The organism is Streptomyces crystallinus (genome assembly GCF_039521265.1).
Classification (GTDB): domain Bacteria; phylum Actinomycetota; class Actinomycetes; order Streptomycetales; family Streptomycetaceae; genus Streptomyces; species Streptomyces crystallinus.
Genome location: NZ_BAAACA010000039.1, coordinates 144472 through 164101, shown reverse-complemented (window position 1 = coordinate 164101; position 19630 = coordinate 144472). Strand labels below are relative to the sequence as shown.

Below are 19630 nucleotides of genomic sequence, written 5' to 3'. Positions count from 1 at the left end.
TTCCACCGGCCCTCCTCCGGTCCTACCTGCTGATTTTCACTGTCCACAAAGTTATCCACAGGCTTTCTTCTCGACCTGTGGGTAAGTCGACAACACAACCGGACAGAGTCGACAAATACCTCTAGCGACGACGCATCCGTCCACAGAAGATCAGCTCGGGCGATGTCACCCCAATTCCCTCGATGAACTCTTTAGAGCGAGCAATTCCCACCCGAATGAGTGTGTGGAAGAGGTTCGAACTGGGAATCCTTGGCCCCGCACCGCGCCAGGGAACGGATCCTCCCGGCGATCCACAAGAAGCCCCCACACCCTGTGGATAACTTTCCTCAGCTGTGCGCTTCTGTGGACAAGTCCCTTGGGAACCAAGGGAGTCCGGTCAACCGAAGTCCGGAAAGCACCCCTTTTCAGGGAAAAGGGCGGGCTTTATTGACGCCCGTCCCGGAATTTCTCCACCAGATTTCTCAATACGGTCAATTCGGGCAAACCGACACGCGGAAGAGACGCGGCGGGGATATCCGGTGGGGTGCCAGGGATCCGCACCGGTAGCCTGGAGGGGTGATTGACCTTCGCCTGCTCCGTGAGGACCCCGACCGTGTTCGCGCCTCCCAGCGCGCCCGTGGAGAGGACGTCGCGCTCGTCGACGCCCTGCTCTCAGCCGACGAGCGGCGCAGGTCGTCCGGCGTCCGCTTCGACGAGCTGCGCTCCGAGCAGAAGGCGCTCGGCAAGCTCATCCCCAAGGCCTCGCCCGAGGAGCGCGCCGAGCTCCTGCAGAAGGCCGAGCAGCTCAAGACCGACGTGAAGAGCGCCGAGGCCGAGCAGAACGAGGCGGACGAGGCGGCCAAGCGCCTGCTGCTCCAGCTCGGCAACATCGTCCACGAGGACGTGCCGGTCGGCGGCGAGGAGGACTTCGTCGTCCTGGAGACGCACGGCACCATCCGCGACTTCGCGGCCGAGGGCTTCGCGCCCAGGGACCACCTGGAGCTCGGCGAGGCGCTGGGCGCCATCGACGTCGAGCGCGGCGCCAAGGTCTCCGGCTCGCGCTTCTACTACCTGACGGGCGTCGGCGCGCTCCTGGAGCTCGCCCTCGTCAACGCGGCGATCGCGCAGGCCACCGAGGCCGGCTTCATCCCGATGCTCACCCCCGCGCTGGTCCGCCCGCGCGCCATGGAGGGCACCGGCTTCCTCGGCCAGGCCGCGGAGAACGTGTACCACCTGGAGAAGGACGACTACTACCTGGTCGGCACCTCCGAGGTCCCGCTCGCCGCGTACCACATGGACGAGATCATCGACGCGGAGAAGCTCCCGCTGCGCTACGCGGGCTTCTCGCCGTGCTTCCGCCGCGAGGCCGGTACGTACGGCAAGGACACCCGGGGCATCTTCCGTGTGCACCAGTTCGACAAGGTGGAGATGTTCTCGTACGTCCACCCCGAGGACGCCGAGAACGAGCACAAGCGGCTCCTGGACTGGGAGAAGCAGTGGCTGACCGGCCTTGAGCTGCCCTTCCAGGTGATCGACGTGGCCACCGGCGACCTCGGCGCCTCGGCCTCGCGCAAGTTCGACTGCGAGGCGTGGATCCCCACCCAGGGCAAGTACCGCGAGCTGACCTCGGCCTCCAACTGCGACGGCTTCCAGGCCCGCCGCCTCTCCGTGCGGATGCGCGACAACGCCGACGGCAAGAGCAAGGTGCAGCCGCTGGCGACGCTGAACGGCACGCTCTGCGCGGTGCCGCGCACGATCGTGGCGATCCTGGAGAACCACCAGCAGGCCGACGGCTCCGTGCGGGTCCCGGCCGTGCTCCGCCCCTACCTGGGCGGCCGCGAGGTGCTGGAGCCCATCGCCAAGTGAGCACCGCCTCGGGGAAGCCGTTCCCGTACAAGCTGATCGCGACCGATCTGGACGGGACGCTGCTGCGCTCCGACGAGACCGTCTCGCAGCGCACCCGTGAGGCGCTCGCCGCGGCCACCGCGGCGGGCGCGGCCCACATCGTGGTGACCGGCCGCGCGGTGCCCTGGACCCGGCACATCCTGGACGACCTGGGCTACCAGGGTCTTGCGGTGTGCGGCCAGGGCGCACAGGTCTACCACGCGGGCGAGCACCGGCTGCTGACGTCGGTGACGCTCGACCGCCAACTGGCGGGGCTGGCGCTGTCGAAGATAGAGGCCGAGGTGGGCCCGCTGGCGCTGGCCGCGAGCCGGGACGGGCTCGACGGCGAGGTGCTGGTCGGCCCCGGCTACCGGGTCCAGGAGGGCTCGCTGCCGGTCGTCGCCTTCGACCGGATCGCCGAGCTGTGGGCGGCGCCGCTGAACAAGGTCTACATCCAGCACCCCCGGCTCGGGGACGACGAGCTGGCGCGGATCGCGCGCCAGGTCGTCGGCAGCCTGGTCGACGTGGTGATGGCGGGCGAGGGCGTGGTGGAGCTGCTTCCGCTGGGCCTGAGCAAGGCGACCGGTCTGTCGCTGGCCGCGCGCCGGCTCGGCTGCCGCTCGACGGACACCATCGCCTTCGGGGACATGCCCAACGACATCCCGATGTTCGGCTGGGCCGAGCACGGTGTGGCCATGGCCAACGCCCACGACGAGCTGAAGGCCGTCGCCCACGAGATCACCGCGTCCCACGACGACGACGGGATCGCGGTGGTCCTGGAGCAGTTGCTGGGCGCGTGAGGCGCTCGCGTCAGCGGCTCACGTATGCGACTGCTTCTGGCGACCGTACGAGCAGGCGTTACGGGCATGTGTAAGGGGCGTCCGCCATAGGTGGACGCCCCTTACCGATCCCGTGTCCCAAGGTGACCCGCGCCGGTGGCGCGCTCGAAGCGGTCTGCCCTGGGGCCCTCAACCACTGTGCACCGCACGTCCGTTCGAAGCCACTGATTTACCCCTCGTCAGCGGCCAGCAGGCCAGTCCGATGGCCAGCGCCACCCCGTGCCCGATGTCCGTGAAGGTGCCGCCGGTCAGCAGCGGGATCCCGAAGAACGCGAGCACGCACGCGAGGTAGAGCCATCGCCACGGCCTCGGCAGCCGGTACACCAGCAGCCCCGCCGAGGCGGCCAGCCCGTAGCTGACCCCGATGTCCACCACATGCGCCATCCGCTTGGGCACCTCGTGGTTGCGGATGCTCCACAGCACCACCTCCTGGCTGACCAGGGTGGCGGCGACATGCGCGACGGCGACGGCCACCAGCCAGCGCAGGGTGCCGATCCAGCGCTCCACGGGCGCGTGGACGAGCTCGAAGAGGACCAGGTAGAGCAGGAACGAGGACGGGTTCTCGATCCAGAAGGCGCTGGTGAACAGCGACTGGGCGGGGTGCCTGGTGAGCTCGTGGATGTTGCTGCTGTTGCGGTGCAGCAGATAGTGCTCGAGGCCCTGGCTGGACAGTTCGATGACGATGCTGGTGATCGCGATGACCGCCAGCCAGATGTGCGTCCCCGGCGAGGAGCGCACCCAGGCCCGCACCGGCCGGGCCGGCTCCGGCGCCCGTCGGGTGCCCGGGCCGTGAAGGGTCGTCATCCCTCGATGATGACCCGGGCGGGGCCGGAAGGCCGCCGCCCGGGTCGCGGGCGGGTGACACCTGCCCCGCAGGCCCCACCCGCCCCCGAGGTCACGCCTCCCCGGAGGTCACTCCTCCCCGGCCAGCTTCAGCGTCCGCAGCTTCTGGCCCGCGTACCAGGTCGCCAGGACCGTGACCGCCGTCAGCAGGACGACCGCGGCGGGCAGTGCGACGTCCGAGGTGATGAGGCCGTTCGTCCCGATCCGCTCGGCGAGGGCGAGCGACCACTGCTGGACGCTCAGCGTGCGCGCCCCCGGGACCAGGTTGCCGAAGAGGCTCTCCCAGACCAGCGCGTAGACCAGGCCGAAGACCACCGCGTGCCGGGTGACCGTGCCCAGGAGCAGGAAGACCGCCGCGTACGCGATCGAGGCGACCAGGGCCGCGACCGTGTAGGCGACCGCGAGCTGCTGGCCGTTGCCGTTGAGGATCATTCCGGCGACGAACGTGGGCACGGCCGAGAAGACCATGGTCACCGCGATCGCCACGATCAGCTTGGTGAAGATGATCGTCGGCCGCTTCACCGGCTTGGCCAGCAGATAGACGATCGAGCCGTCGTCGATCTCGGGACCGATCGCTCCGGTGCCCGCGATGACACCGATCTGCGGGACCATCGTGGCGAGCGCGAACCCGCCCAGGAGGTTCGCCGTGACCTGGTCGTCGGCGCCGCTGAAGGAACGTACCGCCGCCGCGATGACGATCAGCAGCACCGGCAGCACACAGAGGATGGCGGCCCGGCGGCGGCCGAGCAGGGCCCGGTAGGTGAGCCGGGCGACTGTGGGGTTGTACATGACGCTCACAGCTCCTTTCAGGCCGCTACGAGGTAGGAGAAGACGGATTCCAGCGACTCGTCGGACGGCGAGACCGTCAGCAGCCGGATCCCGTGCGCCTTCGCGACCTGCGGCAGCAGTGTCGTGAACCGCCCGAAGTCGACCGCCTGGATACGCAGCGCGCCCTCCTTGAGGTCCACCTCGATCCCGGCCGTCGAGGGGTCGGCGATCAGCGCGGCGGCGAGCGCGCGGTCGTCGCTGGAGCGGATCAGATAGCGGTGCGGACGGTCGGTCATCAGCCGACGGATCTTGCGGAAGTCACCGCTCGCCGCGTGCCGACCGGCCACGATCACCTCGATGTGGGAGGCGAGCTGCTCGACCTCCTCAAGGATGTGCGAGGAGAACAGGACGGTGCGGCCCTCCGCGCCCATCCGCCGCAGCAGGTCCATCAGCTGCATGCGCTGACGGGGGTCCATACCGTTGAACGGCTCGTCGAGCAGCAGCACCGAGGGGTCGTGGACCAGCGCGGACGCCATCTTCACGCGCTGGCGCATGCCCTTGCTGTACGTCTGGATCCTGCGGTCCTGCGCGTACTCCATCTCGACCGTGGCGAGCGCCCGCTGGGCCTCCTTGGCCCCGAGCCCGTGCAGCTCGGCGTTGGCGACCACGAACTCGCGGCCGGTCAGGAAGTCGTACATCGCCTCCCGTTCGGGGACGATGCCGATCTGCCGGTAGACGTCCTCGTTGCGCCAGATGGGGCGGCCGTCGAGGGTCACGCTGCCCGTCGAGGGGGCGAGGAAGCCGCCCATCATGTTGATGAGCGTGGACTTCCCGGCGCCGTTGGGGCCGAGCAGTCCGGTCACCCCGGGGCCGATCGACATGGTGACGTCGTTGACGGCCACCACGTTGCCGAACCAGCGGGAGGTGTGGTCGATGTCGATGGTCGTCACAGCCCGACCTTCCGGTAGCGGCGCATCAGGACGGCGTACGAGCCGGCGATCAGCGCGAGGACGACGAGCAGGTACACCACGCCGGGCCCGGCGCCCGGACCCTCGCGGCCGGGGAAGGCCGAGGTGGCGCCGAGGAAGGCGGTCTGCACCCCGTCGACGAGCGTGATGGGGGAGAAGAGGCCGAACCACTTGATGGCGCCGGTGGACTGCTGGTCGAAGGCGACGCCCTGGATCGCGGAGACCGCCCCGTAGGAGATGGTCAGCACCGCGATGACGGCCGCCACGCCGAAGCCGCGGCGCGGGGTGAGCGCCGAGACCACCAGTGCGATGCCGGCGAACAGGAGCGAGAGCAGAGCCACCGAGACCAGTCCCTGTGCGAACCCCTTGGTCTGGTGCGCGAAGTCGAGTTTGGCGAGCAGCGCGCCCGCGTAGAGCACGACGAGCGGCGCCGCCGTGAGGATGAACAGCGCCGAGGCCATCGCCGCGAACTTGGCGAGCACGTAGTCCACACGCTCGATGGGCCGGGAGAAGTACAGCGGCACGGTACGGAAGCGCAGGTCGCGCGAGACGGTCTGGGGGGCCTGCGCGGCGATGAAGAGGCCGATCACGGCCTGCATCAGGATCGCGTTGCGGGTGTAGTCCACCGGCAGGTCGTTGGCCTTGGTGGTGATGGCGACCGCGACCATGATGGCCGGGGGCAGGCACATCACCGCGAAGAGCAGCATCGGCAGCACCTTGGACTTGGCGCTGCGGCCCAGTCCGTACGCCCCGCGCAGCGACTGCGAGAAGAGCGAGCGTCGTGCGTACGCCCGGCCAAGGCGCGGGCCGTCGTAGTTCCGGTAGCCGATGTTGTGGATCCGGGTCTGCGCGCTCTGGTGCTGTGTCATCGGGGTCCCTGTGGCCTCAGCCGCCATGGCTGCCGCCTCCGTTCTGCCGTGCGGCGGTCGCTGCCCAGGCGGCGGCGCGCTCGGAGACCGGCTCCGACGCCTGCGCCGGGGTCTTGAAGACCTCCGCGATGTGGTGGCGGCGCTGCTCCATCCGTACGAGCCCGAGGCCGAGCCCGGCGACGGTGTCGCGCACCACGTCGTACGTCTTCTCGCCCGCCGCCTCCACGAGCAGGATGTGCCCGGCGCCCGGCAGTCCGTCCTCCACGCCCGCGTGGAGGGTGATGCCGGCCGCGAGGAGGGCGCCGCGCACGGCCTCGGTGCCGTCCGGGTGCGCGTCGGAGTCGGTGACCTCGACCGCGAGCGTGGTGGTGGTCTGGGTGAAGTCGCTGGTGGAGCTGGACCGCAGCAGCTTGCCGCCGTCGATGACCACCACGTGGTCGCAGGTGCGCTCCAGCTCGCCGAGGAGGTGCGAGGTGACCAGGACGGAGATGCCGAAGTCGGTGTGGATGCGGCGGATCAGGCCGAGCATCTCGTCGCGGCCGACCGGGTCGAGGCCGTTGGTGGGCTCGTCGAGGAGGACCAGCTGGGGGTCGTGGACGAGCGCCTGCGCGAGCTTGACCCGCTGCTTCATACCGGTCGAGTAGCCGCCGATGGGGCGGTACCGCTCCTCGTAGAGGCCGACGTGGCGCAGGGTGTCGGCGGTGCGCTCGCGGGCGGCGGTCACCGGGAGGCCCGACATGCGCGCCATGTGCACGACGAACTCGGTGGCCGAGACGTCGGGCGGCAGACAGTCGTGCTCCGGCATGTAGCCGACGCGCTCACGGATCGCGCCGCCGCTGGTGGCGACATCGAGGCCGAGCACCGCGGCCGTGCCCTCGGTGGCCGGGGAGAGGCCGAGGAGGATCTTGATCAACGTCGACTTGCCGGCTCCGTTGGCACCCACCAGGCCGGTCACACCGGGCCCGATGTCCAGGGAGAGCCGGTCAAGCGCGGTCACCCGGGGGAACCGCTTGCTCAGGCTTTCGGTCGCGATCACATTCACAGTTCGAAGGTAGTGGCGCAGGCCACACCAATCGTCAGACCAGGCGGCTGGATCCGTGTCCGACTCCAGAGGTACGGGCCCCTAGGTGCCCCCTACGCAAGAGTGACGGGACCCTGAGAAACGCCCAGCCGCGGGCGAACGGGTTGTCCACAACGCCCTCGTCGTCCACAGGTCGGCCCCCGGCCCTTGACGTAGCCGCCGGGCATTGTCACATTCATCAGTGTCAAGTTACGCACGCGTACGACGACAGGGGTGTGGGCGCGATGCCAACGGCGGTCAAGACGGAACTCGACGCGCGGCTCAGCGGGTTCAGGGAAGTGCAGCGGCTCGCCTATGAGTGCGCGGAGGCCGTGGCGGCCCAGCTCAAGCCGGGGGTGACGGAGCGCGAGGCGGCCCGGATGCAGCGGGAGTGGCTGCGCGGGCGCGGGGTGCGGGACTGGTTCCATCTGCCGTTCGCCTGGTTCGGGGACCGCACGGCGTTCGTGAACTTCCGCGTCCCGCTCCAGTTCTTCCCCACCAACCGGAGGCTGGAGGCGGGGATGCCGTTCATCCTCGACATGGCCCCGGTCCACAAGGGCTTCACCGCGGACATCGGCTACTCGGGCTGTCTGGGCCTCAACCCCGTGCACGACCGGCTCCTCGCCGATCTGGAGGCACACCGCGAGCTCCTCCTGCGCGAGGTCCGCGAGCGCCGGCCGCTGCGCGAGATATACGAGGACGTGGACCGGCTCATGGTCCGCCAGGGCTATGCCAACCGCCACCGCGCGTATCCCTTCGGCGTGATCGCCCACAAGGTCGACCAGGTCAAGGAGCGCCGCTGGTCGCCGAACGTCTTCGGCTTCGGCACCCAGTCCCTCAAGGGCCTGGCGAGCGACGCGCTGCACGGCCACCGCGACGGCTGGTCGCCGCTGTGGAGCCCCTACAAGTTCTCCGACCACCCGCCCCAGCCGGGGCTGTGGGCGGTCGAGCCGCACCTCGGGTTCCGGGGTACGGGCGCGAAGTTCGAGGAGATCCTGGTCGTCACCGACTCCAAGGACCCCGAGCAGAGCGCGTTCTGGCTGGACGACGATCTGCCGCATGTGCGGCGCTGGGCCGAGGAGAAGGCGGCGTGAGCGTGGGAGAGCGGACGGGCAACGGCATGGAGGGCGCACGCGAGCGCTGGGTGCGCACGGGAGGGATCGAGCTGTGCGTCGCCGAGCTCGGCGACCCGGAGCAGCCCACCGTGGTACTCGTGCACGGCTACCCGGACAGCAAGGAGGTCTGGTCGGAGGTCGCCGTCCGCCTCGCCGAGCGCTTCCACGTCGTGCTGTACGACGTCCGGGGCCATGGGCGCTCGACCGCCCCCGCCCCGCTGCGCGGCGGCTTCACCCTGGAGAAGCTGACCGACGACTTCCTGGCGGTCGCCGACGCGGTGAGCCCGGACCGGCCGGTGCACCTGGTCGGCCACGACTGGGGGTCCGTACAGGCCTGGGAGTTCGTGACCGTCAAGCGCACCGAGGGCCGGATCGCCTCCTTCACCTCGATGTCCGGCCCCTCCCTCGACCACTTCGGGCACTGGATCAAGAGCCGGATGAGCCGCCCGACCCCCCGCCGGGTCGGCCAGCTGCTCGGCCAGGGCGCCAAGTCCTGGTACGTGTACATGCTGCACACTCCCGTCCTGCCCGAGTTCGCCTGGCGCGGCCCGCTCGGCAAGCAGTGGCCCCGGATCCTCGAACGGGTGGAGAAGGTCCCCTCCGGCGGGTACCCCACGGCCTCCCTGCCGACGGACGCGGCGCACGGCGCCTGGCTCTACCGGGACAACGTCCGGGCCCGGCTGCGCCGCCCCCGCGCCGACGCCTACGCGCATGTGCCGGTGCAGCTGATCACGCCGACCGGCGACGCATTCCTCTCCCAGCGCCTCTACGACGACCTGGAGCTGTGGGCACCACAGCTGGTACGCCGCACCCTGCCCGCCAAGCACTGGGTCCCGCGCACCCGTCCCGACCGGCTGGCCGCCTGGATCACCGAGTTCGTCACCGCCAACGAGGACGGCGTCTCGGCCAAGGACGCGGTGGCCACCGGCCCCTACGCGGACCGCTTCGGCGGTCAGCTCGTCCTGGTCACCGGCGCGGCCAGCGGCATCGGCCGGGCCACCGCCTTCGCGTTCGCCGAGGCCGGGGCGCGGATCGTCGCGGTGGACCGGGACGCGGAGGGGGCGGCCCGGACCGCCGAGATGTCCCGGCTGATCGGCGCGCCCGAGGCCTGGGCCGAGACCGTCGACGTCAGCGACGAGCAGGCGATGGAGAAGCTCGCCGAGAAGGTCGCCGCCGAGTACGGCATCGTGGACGTCCTGGTGAACAACGCCGGGATCGGCCTGTCCGGCTCGTTCTTCGACACCACCAGCGAGGACTGGAAGAAGGTCCTCGACGTCAATCTGTGGGGTGTCATCCACGGCTGCCGGATCTTCGGCAAGCAGATGACCGAGCGCGGCCAGGGCGGCCATATCGTCAACACCGCCTCGGCCGCCGCCTACCAGCCCTCCAAGGCGCTGCCCGCCTACTCCACCACGAAGGCGGCGGTGCTGATGCTCAGCGAGTGCCTGCGCGCCGAGCTGGCCGGCCAGGGCATCGGCGTCAGCGCCATCTGCCCCGGCTTCGTCAACACCAACATCACCTCCACCGCCCGCTTCGCCGGGGCCGACGAGACGGAGGAGAAGCGCCGCCAGAAGAAGTCCGCCCGGCTCTACGGCCTGCGCAACTACCCGCCGGAGAAGGTCGCCGCGGCGATCCTGCGCGCGGTGGTGAAGAACCAGGCGGTGGTGCCGGTGACGCCCGAGGCCCGCGGCGCCCACCTGATGTCCCGCTTCACGCCCCGCACCTTGCGCGCCATCGCCCGATTGGAGCCACCGCTGTGAGCACGGAGCGCCTGGAGGGCACGAGCCCGGAGCACTACAGGATCTCCCCGCGGCGGGTCTCGTTCGACTGGCACGAGACCCCGCTGCACTGGATACCCGACGAGCCCACCGCCACCCACGTCATCAACGTCCTGCATCTCCTCCTTCCCGCCGGTGAGCGCTGGTTCGTGAAGGTCTTCAAGGAAGCCCTCCCGCTGGTCACCGACCCGGTGCTGCTCAAGGACGTCAAGGGGTTCATGGGCCAGGAGGCCACCCACAGCGTCCAGCACGCCTATGTCCTCGACCACCTCGCCGAGCAGCGCCTCGACACCGAGGCCTACACCCGCCACGTCGACTTCCTCTTCGACAAACTCCTCGGTGAGCGGCCCCCGTTCGGCGCGCCGATACCGACCCAGGAGTGGCTGCGCTTCCGGCTCTCGCTGATCGCCGCGATCGAACAGTTCACCGCCGTCCTGGGCGACTGGGTGCTGCACGCCGAGGCCCTCGACCGGGCCGGCTCCGACCCGGTCATGCTCGACCTGCTGCGCTGGCACGGCGCCGAGGAGGTCGAGCACCGCGCCATCGCCTTCGACATGTACCAGCACTGCGGCGGTGAGGGCCTGCCCCGCTACGCCCGCCGGGTGGAGGGCATGGTCGTGGTCGCTCCGGTGCTGCTCTGGCTGTGGGCGTGGGGCGCCTCCTATCTGATCCGCCACGACCCGCGGCTCGCCGGCCGGGTGCGGTATTCGCTGCGCGAGCACAACCGGGCCGTCCGGCGCGGGCTGCTGCCCAGCTGGAAGGAGCTCGGCGCGGCCATACCCCGCTACTTCCGGCGGTCGTACCATCCCTCGCAGGAGGGCTCCCTGCGCAAGGCCGTCGAATATCTCGCGACCTCGCCGGCGGCCCGTGTGGCAGCGGGTGCGGTGGGCCGCGCCGCCCTGGGGTAGAGGGAGACGCTTTGTCCGGGCAGCCAGCAGCACAGCCATCGGGGGCGCCGGGCGCGTCGGCGGCGCCGACGTCAGCGGCATCCGCCCAGGCCCCGGTGCCGACACCGGCCGCCGTGCCGGTCCAGCAAACGGTGGCACACTCCCTCCCCTCCTCCTGTGAGTACCGCATCGAGGACCTGGCCCACGCGAGCGGTGCCACGGTCCGCACCATCCGCGCCTACCAGGACCGCGGCCTGCTGCCCAGGCCCGAGCGGCGCGGCCGGTCCAATGTGTACGGCGAGACCCATCTGGCCCGGCTGCGCCAGATCGCCGATCTGCTCGACCGGGGATACACCCTGGCCTCCATCAAGGAACTCCTCGAGGCCTGGGACGCGGGCCGCGGCCTCGGCGGTGTCCTCGGCCTGGTCGCCGAGGTCAACGGCCCCTGGACCGACGAGGAGGCCGCCCGGATCACCCGGGACGATCTCGACGCCACCTTCGGCGGCGAGCCGGACGACGAGGCCGTGGCGGACGCCGTCGAGCTCGGCATCCTGGAGCGCGTCCCCGGCAACGACCGCGAGTTCCTGGTCCCCAGCCCGCAGGAGCTGGGGGTCGCCGCCGAGCTGCACGCGGCCGGGGTGCCCCTGGACGCCATCTCCGGGCATCTGCGGGAGCTGCGCGGCCAGGTGGAGCACATCGCGGCCCGCTTCCTGGACTTCACCACCGAGCACGTCTTCGCCCGGTATCTGGGCGACCGTCCGCCCACCGACGCGGAGGCCGCCGAGGCCGCCGGTCTGGTGCGCCGACTGCGCCCGCTCGCCCAGCAGACCGTGGACGCCGAACTGGCCCGGGCCATGCGCCTGTTCGCCACCCGGCACCTCCAGCGCCACCTCGGCGCCGCGGCCCCGGCCGCCCCGGCCGATCCCGACCCCGGTCCCGTCGCCCTGCCCGCACACACGGTCCGGGCCGTACGGGACCTGGTCGGCCCGGAGAACGTCGCCGCGTTCATCACCGCCGCCGCCGAACGGGAGGTTCAGTCCCGTACGTTGGACGCTCTCGCAGCCCGCAAGTTGTCCACAGAATAGCCACAGGGCCTGTGGATAACCGCACTTGTCTGTGGATCAAACCTAACTGACCGTCATCAGTGCGTGATTGCGCTCACTTTGGCGGCCTGCGCGGCGCGCCGGGCACGCTCCGGGTACCTGGCGGTGACGAAAGCGGGCACCGCGAACCCGGCGACCTGCACGGCTATCGCGGCGGCGCTGCCCAGCGACTGGGCATGGACGACGGCGAGCGCGACGGCGGTCACGGTGAAGGCAGCGGCCCAGACGGCGGTCAGCACCACGTTGATACGAAGGAACACCGGGTTGTCCCACACCTCACGCGGCGCCTGACGCTTGGCTATTCCGGTGGTGAAGGGCCGCCGGACGGCCAGCGTCGCCCAGGCGGTGAGGGCCAGCCAGCCGGTGGCCAGCGCCCCGCCGTACTCCCGCAGCCCGCTGCCCGGTATCGCGAAGGCCACCACGCTCAGCACCGCGAAGAAGGCGATGGTCGACTGCTCCAGAATCATCGAGTCGGCCGCGGCACCCCGCTTGCGGTCGGCGGCGAACAGCCAGGCACCCGCGGCGAGCGCGGAGACCGCGCCCCACTCCCAGTGCTCGCTGCCGACGGCGGCAAAGACGATCCAAGGGATGAATCCGCGCAGGTAGTTCACAGCAGTCCCCCAAGCCGGGCTCTCGCCCGCTCCACATTCCAACTTCGACATGTCAAAAGTAGAGGTTCCAGCATTGACGTGTCAAGAGTGGAATGTAAAGTGAGGGTCATGAGCCTTCGTCACGCGGTCCTGGGGCTGCTGTCCGAACGTCCGGCCAGCGGCTACGACCTGATGAAACTGTTCGAGACCTCGCTCTCCCACGTCTGGTCGGCGACCCAGAGCCAGGTCTACGGCGAACTGGGCAAGCTCGCCGACGCGGGGCTGGTCGAGGTGGCCGCCGAGGGCCCCCGGGGGCGCAAGGAGTACGCGATCACCGACCCGGGCCGGGCCGAGCTGCGCCACTGGCTCACCGAGACCGAGCCCACCCGCACCCGCCGCAGCGACTCCCTGCTGCGCGTCTTCTTCCTCGGCCTCCTCACCCCGCTGGAGGCGCAGACGTACCTCCTGACCGAGGCCGAGCGCGCCTCCCGCCAGCGCGCCGGCCTGGAGCACGCGGAGGCCTCGATCGAGTGGGACGACGACCCGCTCTCCGTCCACGGCCGCCTCGCCCTGGAGTACGGAAAGCGCCTCAGCGCGATGCACGAGGAATGGGCCCGCTGGGCGGCAGAGCAGCTCAAGGCGTGATGCCGAGGGGCCCCGGGGAACGGAGACCCCGAGAGGCCCCGCGGCACGGTGACGCCGAGGAGCCCGGACAACCGTGACACCGAGCGAAATTGGGGTGCCGGGGCTCGTCCCCGCCCGGCACCCTGGTGGCATGGCCGAAACACCGGACGACAGACGCGCCGTGAAGGTGTCCAAGTACCTGTCGAAGCATCTGCGCCATCAGCCCGAGCGCATCGGGCTCACCCTCGACCCGCACGGCTGGGTCGGGATCGACACCCTCCTGCGGGCTGCTGCCGCGCACCGCTTCCCCATCACTCGTGCCGAGCTCGACCATGTCGTCGCCGTGAACGACAAGCGCCGCTTCGCGATCGAGGGCGACCGGATCCGAGCGAGCCAGGGCCACACCGTCGCCGTCGACCTGGGCCTGCCGGCCGCCGAACCGCCCGCGTACCTCTACCACGGCACCGTGGCCCGCAGTCTGGACTCGATCCGGGCCGAGGGGCTGCGGCCGATGGCCCGCCACCATGTGCACCTCTCCGCCGACCGCGAGACGGCGACCCGGGTCGGCGCCCGGCGCGGCCGCCCGGTCGTCCTCAGCGTGGACGCCGCGGCGATGCGGCGGGACGGCCTCGTCTTCCACATCAGCGCGAACGGGGTGTGGCTCACGGACTCCGTACCCCCGAAGTACCTGCGCCTTCCCGAGTGATCACCCCTCGCGCCATTCTGCTGAGATGATCGACGGCATGGCACATCCGCGTCTTCCCAGCACCGAGAGCGCCGTCGCCGCGATCCGCGAGGTCGCTCACGCGCACAACCTGGCCGTGGAGGTCACCCACGACATCGGCGCCGACCGGTCCTCGCGCCGCACCTCGGCCGGGGCGTTCACCGTCCTGGACCCGGACGGTTCCCTTCCGCACGAGGCGTTCGTCGAGCTCGGCGGCTCGCCCGCGGTGACCGTGCAGCTCTTCGCGGAGGACGACGCGAAGATCACCGTCGACGAGGTGGAGTTCAACGACGTGCCGCGCGACGCGGTCCCGGCGTTCCTGCGCTCGGTCTACGGCGACCTGGCGTATGTGAAGGGCCGCTTCTTCCCGCCGGGGTGGTGGCTGGTGGTCCCCCTGCCCGGCGACGAGACGTACAAGGAACTCGTCCTCGGCGGCACGCTCACGCCCTGGCTGAGCAGACGCGTACGCGCCAAGAGCTGAACAGCGGAGGCGGGGCGGGCCGCGCAGGAACAGGGGCGGGTGGGTCCGAGCAGGGGCGGGCGGCCCTGAGCAGGGGCGGGGGCCGGTGTCAGCCAGCCCCCAGCACGTCAGCGCAGCTGCGCCAGCCCCTCCGTGGCGATCTGCTCGAACACCTTCCGGTCGGCCGCGAAGACCGAGTCCGGAATCGGCGTGTGCAGGACGATCTCCGTGATGCCGAGCTCGAAGTGCCGGCCCGCGAAGTCCACGAAGGAGTCGAGCGACTCCAGCACCCGCTGCGGCTCCGGCGTGAAGCCGGTGAGCAGGATCTTGTCCAGCTCGTCCACATCGCGGCCGATGTCGTCGCAGGCCTCGCCGAGCTTCTTGATCTGTCCGCGGATGGCCTCCACCGACTGATCGGGCGTACCCGACTCGAAGAGCTTCGGGTCACCGGTGGTCACCCACGCCTGCCCGTGGCGCGCCGCCAGCTTCAGCCCGCGCGGGCCGGTCGCCGCCACGGCGAACGGCAGCCGGGGCCGCTGCACACAGCCGGGGATGTTGCGCGCCTCGACCGCCGAGTACAGGGCGCCCTCGGAGGTCACCGCGTCCTCGGTCAGCAGCCGGTCGAGCAGCGGCACGAACTCGGCGAAGCGGTCGGCCCGCTCGCGCGGCGTCCACGCCTGCTGGCCCAGGGCCGTGGCGTCGAAGCCGTTGCCACCGGCCCCGATGCCGAGCGTTATCCGGCCGTCGGAGATGTCGTCGAGCGTGATCAGTTCCTTGGCGAGGGTCACCGGGTGCCGGAAGTTCGGCGAGGTGACCAGCGTGCCGAGCCGTATGCGCGAGGTGGCGGCGGCAGCGGCGGTCAGCGTCGGCACCGCGCCGAACCACGGCTGATCGCGGAAGGTCCGCCAGGACAGGTGGTCGTAGGTGTACGCGGTGTGGAAGCCGAGCTCCTCGGCGCGCAGCCACTCGTCGCGACCGCCGTCGTGCCAGCGGCGTACCGGAAGAATCACAGTGCTCAGACGCATACCTACGACACTAACGGCTGCCTCTGACACTGTCGGCGCCTCCCAGTGGCCCCCTTGGTCACACTGGCTCGTGGCTCGTGGCTCCTGGCTCCTGGGCTCAGCTGGTCCCCCAGGGCCTCATGCGCCCCCTGCGCCCCGCACGCCCCAGCGTGCGTACTCACATGTGCGCTCCCTCGCACGCCCGTGCGCCTCTGTACGGGAGAATGGATCTGTGACCTCAGCTACCGAGCCCCTCCCCGCCGAGCACCCGGCCCCCATCGTCCCCCGGCTCATCGCGACCGATCTGGACGGCACGCTGCTGCGCGACGACAAGTCCGTCTCGGACCGCACGGTCGCGGCGCTCGCGGCCGCCGAGGAGGCGGGGATCGAGGTCTTCTTCGTCACCGGTCGCCCGGCCCGCTGGATGGACGTCGTCAGTGACCATGTCCAGGGCCACGGCCTGGCCATCTGCGGCAACGGCGCGGCTGTCGTCGATCTGCACGACGGGCTCGCCGAGCACCGGTTCGTGAAGGTCCGCCCGCTGGAGCGGACAGCCGCCCTGGCCGTCGTCGAGATCCTGCGCGCCGCCGTCCCGGGCACCTCCTTCGCCGTCGAGCAGACCGGGGGGCTCCACCACGAACTGGCCTATCCGCCGATGCTGATGGACGCCGCCAGCAGCATCGCGCCCGCCGAGAAGCTGCTGGCCCACGACGCCGACACGGCCGGTGAGCCCATCCTCAAGGTGCTCGCCCACCACCCCGAGCTGCCGCCCGACGACTTCCTGGTGCTCGCCCGCAAGGCCGTGGGGGCCCGCGCCGAGATCACCCGGTCCAGCCCGACGGCGCTCCTGGAGATCAGCGGCCCCGGCGTCTCCAAGGCGTCCACGCTCGAACTGTGCTGCGCCGAGCGCGGCATCCTCCCCTCCGAGGTCGTCGCCTTCGGCGACATGCCCAACGACGTCGAGATGCTCAGCTGGGCAGGCACCTCGTACGCGATGGGCAACGCCCACCCGGACGTCGTGGCCGCCGCCTCAGGTCACACGGTCGCCAACAACGACGACGGTGTGGCGGTCGTCATCGAGCGGATCCTCGCCGCGCTCTGAGCCGACGCCGACGCCGACGCACCCGCTCGCCGAGTCGCGGCTGAGTACCCCGCACGCCCTGAGTGACAGGTCGGCATCACGACCCGTCCGCCTCCGGCTCGGCGGCATTGCCGGCCAGGGACACCCCGTGCTCACTCAGCCACCGCACCGGATCGACCGCCGAACCCATCTCCGGAGTGAGGCGGATCTCGAAGTGGAGGTGCGGGCCGGTCGAGTTGCCGGTGGTGCCGGCCTGGCCGATCCACTGGCCGGCGCTCACCCGGTCGCCCTGGTCGACCGTGACCGCCGCCAGATGCGCGTACTGCGAGTAGTAGCCCCCTGGGTGCCCGACGATGACCTCGATCCCGAAGCCGCCCCCGCAGGAGACGGAGACGACCCGGCCCGCGCCGACCGCCCGTACCGGCGTGCCGATGTCCACCGCGAAGTCCTGGCCGGTGTGGCGCTGGGCCCAGCGCTCGCCCGCGCTGTCGAATCCCGCCGACAGCCGGTACGTCTCCACCGGCGCTGTCCAGGCGCTCGCGGGGCGTGAGCCCGGTGGCTCCTCAAGGCGCACGGCACCACGGCACTGACCCGCCGCGACACTGCGGTCGGCCTCGCCCTGAAGCTCCCACCGCGCCTCCTCCAGGCGCGCGGCGATGGACTTCTTGATGCGTTCCAGCTGGTCCCGGCGCTCCGCGAGGTCGCGCCAGGCGTCCTGCGCCCGCCGCTGGGCCGTGGTGAGCCGCCCTTCCGCGCGGCGCGCCTTTCCGTAGAGCCGGGTCACGGCCATGTCCGCCTGCCAGGCCAGCCGCTGACCGCGCATCAGCTCGTCCGGGTCGTCGGCGAGCAACAGCTGGGCGGTGTACGCGATGTTGCCGCCGGTCCGGTACTGCGCGCGGGCCACCCGGCCCATGTCGTCATGGAGCCGTACGAGATCGCGCCGCCGGTCGGCGAGCAGCCGGTCGAGCCACTCCGCCTTCGCCCGCTGGGCCTCGGCCGCGTGTCTGCCCTGCTCATACGCCGTGGTCGCATGGGCGGCGTCCAGATACAGCCGCGCCACCGCCAGACTCATCCGGGGCACATCGGGGTCGTCGGCCGCCCCGGCGGCGGGAGCGAGCGGCCCGGCGAGGACGCACAGGACCAGAGTGAGGGCCCTGCACAGGTGTCCGAGACGCATGCCGGGATCGTCGCGCGGCCGGAGCATGTTTCACGTGAAACACACCTCTCGGCGAGGGGCCGCTCCCCCCGAGTGGCGTACAGACGCGGAACTGAGGCGGCCCCTCGCAGCCCTGTGGGGGCCGGCCGAGCCCACACAACGCGCCTACAACGGGGCCTCCCACACCACCGTCGTCCCGCCGCCGTCTTCTCCGGTCCCGGGCCCGTACGTGCTGGAGCCGCCCAGCGCCTCCGCGCGCCGCCGCAGATTGCGCAGTCCGCTACGGCGGCCACCTTCAGGGATGCCGACGCCGTTGTCCGCGACGGTGAGCCGTACGCCCTGACTCCCGTCCGGGAGCTGGACGGTGGCGTCCACGACGACCTCGATGTGCGAGGCCTCGGCGTGCCGGAAGGCGTTGGACAGTGCCTCGCGCAGGGCTGCGATGAGGTTCTTGCCGGTCAGCTCGCCGACGAGGGCGTCGACCGGGCCGACGAAGCGGTGGGCGGGCTTGAAGCCGAGCGGCACCGCCGCCATGTTGATCTCCCGCAGTACGCGGGTGCGCAGTCCGGACGGCACCTCGGCCGGCCCCTGCTGGAGCGCGAAGATCGCCGTACGGATCTCCTGGATCGTCACGTCCAGCTCGTCGACGGCCTTGCCGACGCCCCGCTGCACCTCGGGCACGACCGACTTGCGCTGTGCGCCCTCCAGCATCATCCCGGTCGCGAACAGCCGCTGGATGACCAGGTCGTGGAGGTCCCGGGCGATCCGGTCCCGGTCCTCGTACACGGCGAGCCGCTCACGGTCGCGCTGCGCCTCCGCCATCATCAGCGCGAGCGCCGCCTGCGAGGCGAACTGGGTGGCGAGGGTCCTCTCCGCCTCGGTGAACGGGCGGGCTCCACGCGCGCGAGGGGTGGCGAGCGCCCCCAGCACCCGGCCGCCGCTGTGCAGCGGCAGCATCATGCTCGGCCCGTACCGCTCCGCCAGTTTGGTGATCATCCGCGCGTCGGTCGCCGCGTCCTCCATGAAGACCGCCTCGCCGTCCAGCAGCGTGGCGACGACCGGGCTCTCCGGTGGGATCACCACGCCCAGCACCGAGCCGGGGTCGTCGGTGGAGACGGCGACGATCTCCAGGCCGCCCTCCTCGGCGGGCAGCAGCACGATTCCGGCGGCCGAGTCCGCGAGGTGACGGGCCTGCTCGGCGACGACTTCCAGCGCGTCGTCCGCGTCGCCGCCCGAGAGCAGGGCGGTGGTGACGGCGACCGACCCGTCGATCCACCGCTCGCGCTGGCGCGCCGCCTCGTACAGCCGAGCGTTGCCGATCGCGATGCCCGCCTCGGTGGCCAGCACCCGGACCATGTGCAGGTCGTAGTCGTTGAACTCGGCCCCGCCGCTCTTCTGCGTGAGGTACAGATTCCCGAAGACCTCGCCCTGCACCCGGATGGGCACCCCGAGGAAGGTCCGCATCGGCGGGTGGTGCGCGGGGAATCCCGCCGAGCGCGGGTCGGCGGAGAGGTCGGCGAGCCGCAGGGGCTCGGGGTGGTGGATCAGCCAGCCGAGCAGCCCCCGATGCCCGTCCGGGCGCCGCCCGATGGCTGCGGCGTCCTCGAAGGAGACGCCGTACGTCACGAAGTCGGAGAGGCCTGTGCCGGTCTCGTCGACGACCCCGATCGCCGCGTACTCGGCGTCCGCCAGCTCGGCTGCGGTCTCACAGATGCGGTCGAGCGTGGAGCGCAGCTCCAGACCGGTACCGACGGACCGCATCGCCTCCAGCAGCTGCGGCACGCGCGCGGTGAGCTCGGTGGACAGGCCGTGGAGGCTTCGGGTGGCCAGGGTCGCCGCTTCGAGCGCGTCGTGGTCCTTGGTGTCCTGGGGGTCCTTCGGATCCGGCACTGACATGC

Annotated in this window: 19 protein-coding genes; 10 read left to right on the top strand and 9 right to left on the bottom strand. The window is 71.0% G+C overall.

Annotated elements, in window-relative coordinates; genetic code table 11:
- Nucleotides 1–555 precede the first annotated feature (555 nt).
- Both serS and ABD236_RS28050 read left to right on the top strand, forming a co-directional pair.
- Nucleotides 556–1845, top strand: a complete 1290-nt coding sequence (gene serS, locus ABD236_RS28055) for a serine--tRNA ligase (RefSeq protein WP_344078288.1) — start codon at nucleotides 556–558, stop codon at nucleotides 1843–1845.
- Nucleotides 1842–2663, top strand: a complete 822-nt coding sequence (locus ABD236_RS28050; RefSeq protein ID WP_344078286.1) for an HAD family hydrolase — start codon at nucleotides 1842–1844, stop codon at nucleotides 2661–2663. Before serS ends, ABD236_RS28050 begins: the two co-directional genes overlap by 4 nt.
- A 168-nt stretch (nucleotides 2664–2831) precedes the next feature.
- Here ABD236_RS28050 and ABD236_RS28045 read toward each other — a convergent pair whose 3' ends face one another.
- From ABD236_RS28045 to ABD236_RS28025, 5 genes are all read right to left on the bottom strand, one after another.
- On the bottom strand, nucleotides 2832–3506 hold the full coding sequence (locus ABD236_RS28045) for a rhomboid-like protein (RefSeq protein ID WP_344078284.1): 675 nt from the start codon (nucleotides 3504–3506) through the stop codon (nucleotides 2832–2834).
- A gap of 108 nt (nucleotides 3507–3614) precedes the next feature.
- Nucleotides 3615–4334, bottom strand: a complete 720-nt coding sequence (locus ABD236_RS28040) for an ABC transporter permease (RefSeq protein ID WP_344078282.1) — start codon at nucleotides 4332–4334, stop codon at nucleotides 3615–3617.
- 17 nt (nucleotides 4335–4351) lie between these two features.
- Nucleotides 4352–5263 (bottom strand): ABC transporter ATP-binding protein, encoded by a 912-nt coding sequence (locus ABD236_RS28035; RefSeq protein WP_344078280.1) that lies wholly within the window; start codon nucleotides 5261–5263, stop codon nucleotides 4352–4354.
- On the bottom strand, nucleotides 5260–6177 hold the full coding sequence (locus tag ABD236_RS28030; protein ID WP_425543974.1) for an ABC transporter permease: 918 nt from the start codon (nucleotides 6175–6177) through the stop codon (nucleotides 5260–5262). The genes ABD236_RS28035 and ABD236_RS28030 overlap by 4 nt, the downstream gene beginning before the upstream one ends.
- Complete coding sequence (locus ABD236_RS28025) at nucleotides 6167–7186, bottom strand: ABC transporter ATP-binding protein (protein WP_344078376.1); 1020 nt, start codon at nucleotides 7184–7186, stop codon at nucleotides 6167–6169. Before ABD236_RS28025 ends, ABD236_RS28030 begins: the two co-directional genes overlap by 11 nt.
- 269 nt (nucleotides 7187–7455) lie before the next feature.
- Here ABD236_RS28025 and ABD236_RS28020 point away from each other — a divergent pair, with 269 nt between their 5' ends.
- The 4 genes from ABD236_RS28020 to ABD236_RS28005 all read left to right on the top strand — a co-directional run bounded on the left by ABD236_RS28020 (nucleotide 7456) and on the right by ABD236_RS28005 (nucleotide 12075).
- A complete protein-coding gene (locus tag ABD236_RS28020; RefSeq protein WP_344078276.1) occupies nucleotides 7456–8304 on the top strand; it encodes a M24 family metallopeptidase in 849 nt (282 codons plus the stop codon).
- 26 nt (nucleotides 8305–8330) lie between these two features.
- Nucleotides 8331–10085, top strand: a complete 1755-nt coding sequence (locus tag ABD236_RS28015) for an SDR family oxidoreductase (protein ID WP_344078374.1) — start codon at nucleotides 8331–8333, stop codon at nucleotides 10083–10085.
- On the top strand, nucleotides 10082–11011 hold the full coding sequence (locus ABD236_RS28010) for a metal-dependent hydrolase (protein WP_344078274.1): 930 nt from the start codon (nucleotides 10082–10084) through the stop codon (nucleotides 11009–11011). The genes ABD236_RS28015 and ABD236_RS28010 overlap by 4 nt, the downstream gene beginning before the upstream one ends.
- A 113-nt stretch (nucleotides 11012–11124) precedes the next feature.
- A complete protein-coding gene (locus ABD236_RS28005; protein ID WP_344078272.1) occupies nucleotides 11125–12075 on the top strand; it encodes a MerR family transcriptional regulator in 951 nt (316 codons plus the stop codon).
- Between the two features lie 56 nt (nucleotides 12076–12131).
- On the opposite strand, the gene ABD236_RS28000 is transcribed toward ABD236_RS28005, so the two are convergent.
- The gene (locus ABD236_RS28000) at nucleotides 12132–12704 is read right to left on the bottom strand and encodes a hypothetical protein (RefSeq protein WP_344078270.1); all 573 of its coding nucleotides are present in this window, start codon (nucleotides 12702–12704) and stop codon (nucleotides 12132–12134) included.
- 108 nt (nucleotides 12705–12812) lie between these two features.
- Here ABD236_RS28000 and ABD236_RS27995 point away from each other — a divergent pair, with 108 nt between their 5' ends.
- From ABD236_RS27995 to ABD236_RS27985, 3 genes are all read left to right on the top strand, one after another.
- The gene (locus tag ABD236_RS27995; RefSeq protein WP_344078268.1) at nucleotides 12813–13328 is read left to right on the top strand and encodes a PadR family transcriptional regulator; all 516 of its coding nucleotides are present in this window, start codon (nucleotides 12813–12815) and stop codon (nucleotides 13326–13328) included.
- A 130-nt stretch (nucleotides 13329–13458) separates the two neighbouring features.
- Nucleotides 13459–14013, top strand: a complete 555-nt coding sequence (locus ABD236_RS27990) for an RNA 2'-phosphotransferase (protein ID WP_344078266.1) — start codon at nucleotides 13459–13461, stop codon at nucleotides 14011–14013.
- 37 nt (nucleotides 14014–14050) lie between these two features.
- Nucleotides 14051–14512 (top strand): hypothetical protein, encoded by a 462-nt coding sequence (locus tag ABD236_RS27985; RefSeq protein ID WP_344078264.1) that lies wholly within the window; start codon nucleotides 14051–14053, stop codon nucleotides 14510–14512.
- 107 nt (nucleotides 14513–14619) lie between these two features.
- Here the strand turns inward: ABD236_RS27985 and ABD236_RS27980 are convergent, their stop codons facing one another.
- The gene (locus ABD236_RS27980; RefSeq protein ID WP_344078262.1) at nucleotides 14620–15516 is read right to left on the bottom strand and encodes an LLM class flavin-dependent oxidoreductase; all 897 of its coding nucleotides are present in this window, start codon (nucleotides 15514–15516) and stop codon (nucleotides 14620–14622) included.
- A 163-nt stretch (nucleotides 15517–15679) separates the two neighbouring features.
- Here ABD236_RS27980 and ABD236_RS27975 point away from each other — a divergent pair, with 163 nt between their 5' ends.
- Nucleotides 15680–16597 (top strand): Cof-type HAD-IIB family hydrolase, encoded by a 918-nt coding sequence (locus ABD236_RS27975; RefSeq protein WP_425543973.1) that lies wholly within the window; start codon nucleotides 15680–15682, stop codon nucleotides 16595–16597.
- A 76-nt stretch (nucleotides 16598–16673) separates the two neighbouring features.
- Here the strand turns inward: ABD236_RS27975 and ABD236_RS27970 are convergent, their stop codons facing one another.
- On the bottom strand, nucleotides 16674–17753 hold the full coding sequence (locus ABD236_RS27970; protein WP_344078258.1) for a M23 family metallopeptidase: 1080 nt from the start codon (nucleotides 17751–17753) through the stop codon (nucleotides 16674–16676).
- Nucleotides 17754–17897: 144 nt separating this feature from the next.
- Nucleotides 17898–19628: a sensor histidine kinase gene (locus ABD236_RS27965; protein ID WP_344078256.1), complete on the bottom strand. Its 1731-nt coding sequence runs from the start codon at nucleotides 19626–19628 to the stop codon at nucleotides 17898–17900.
- Between the last annotated feature and the right edge of the window lie 2 nt (nucleotides 19629–19630).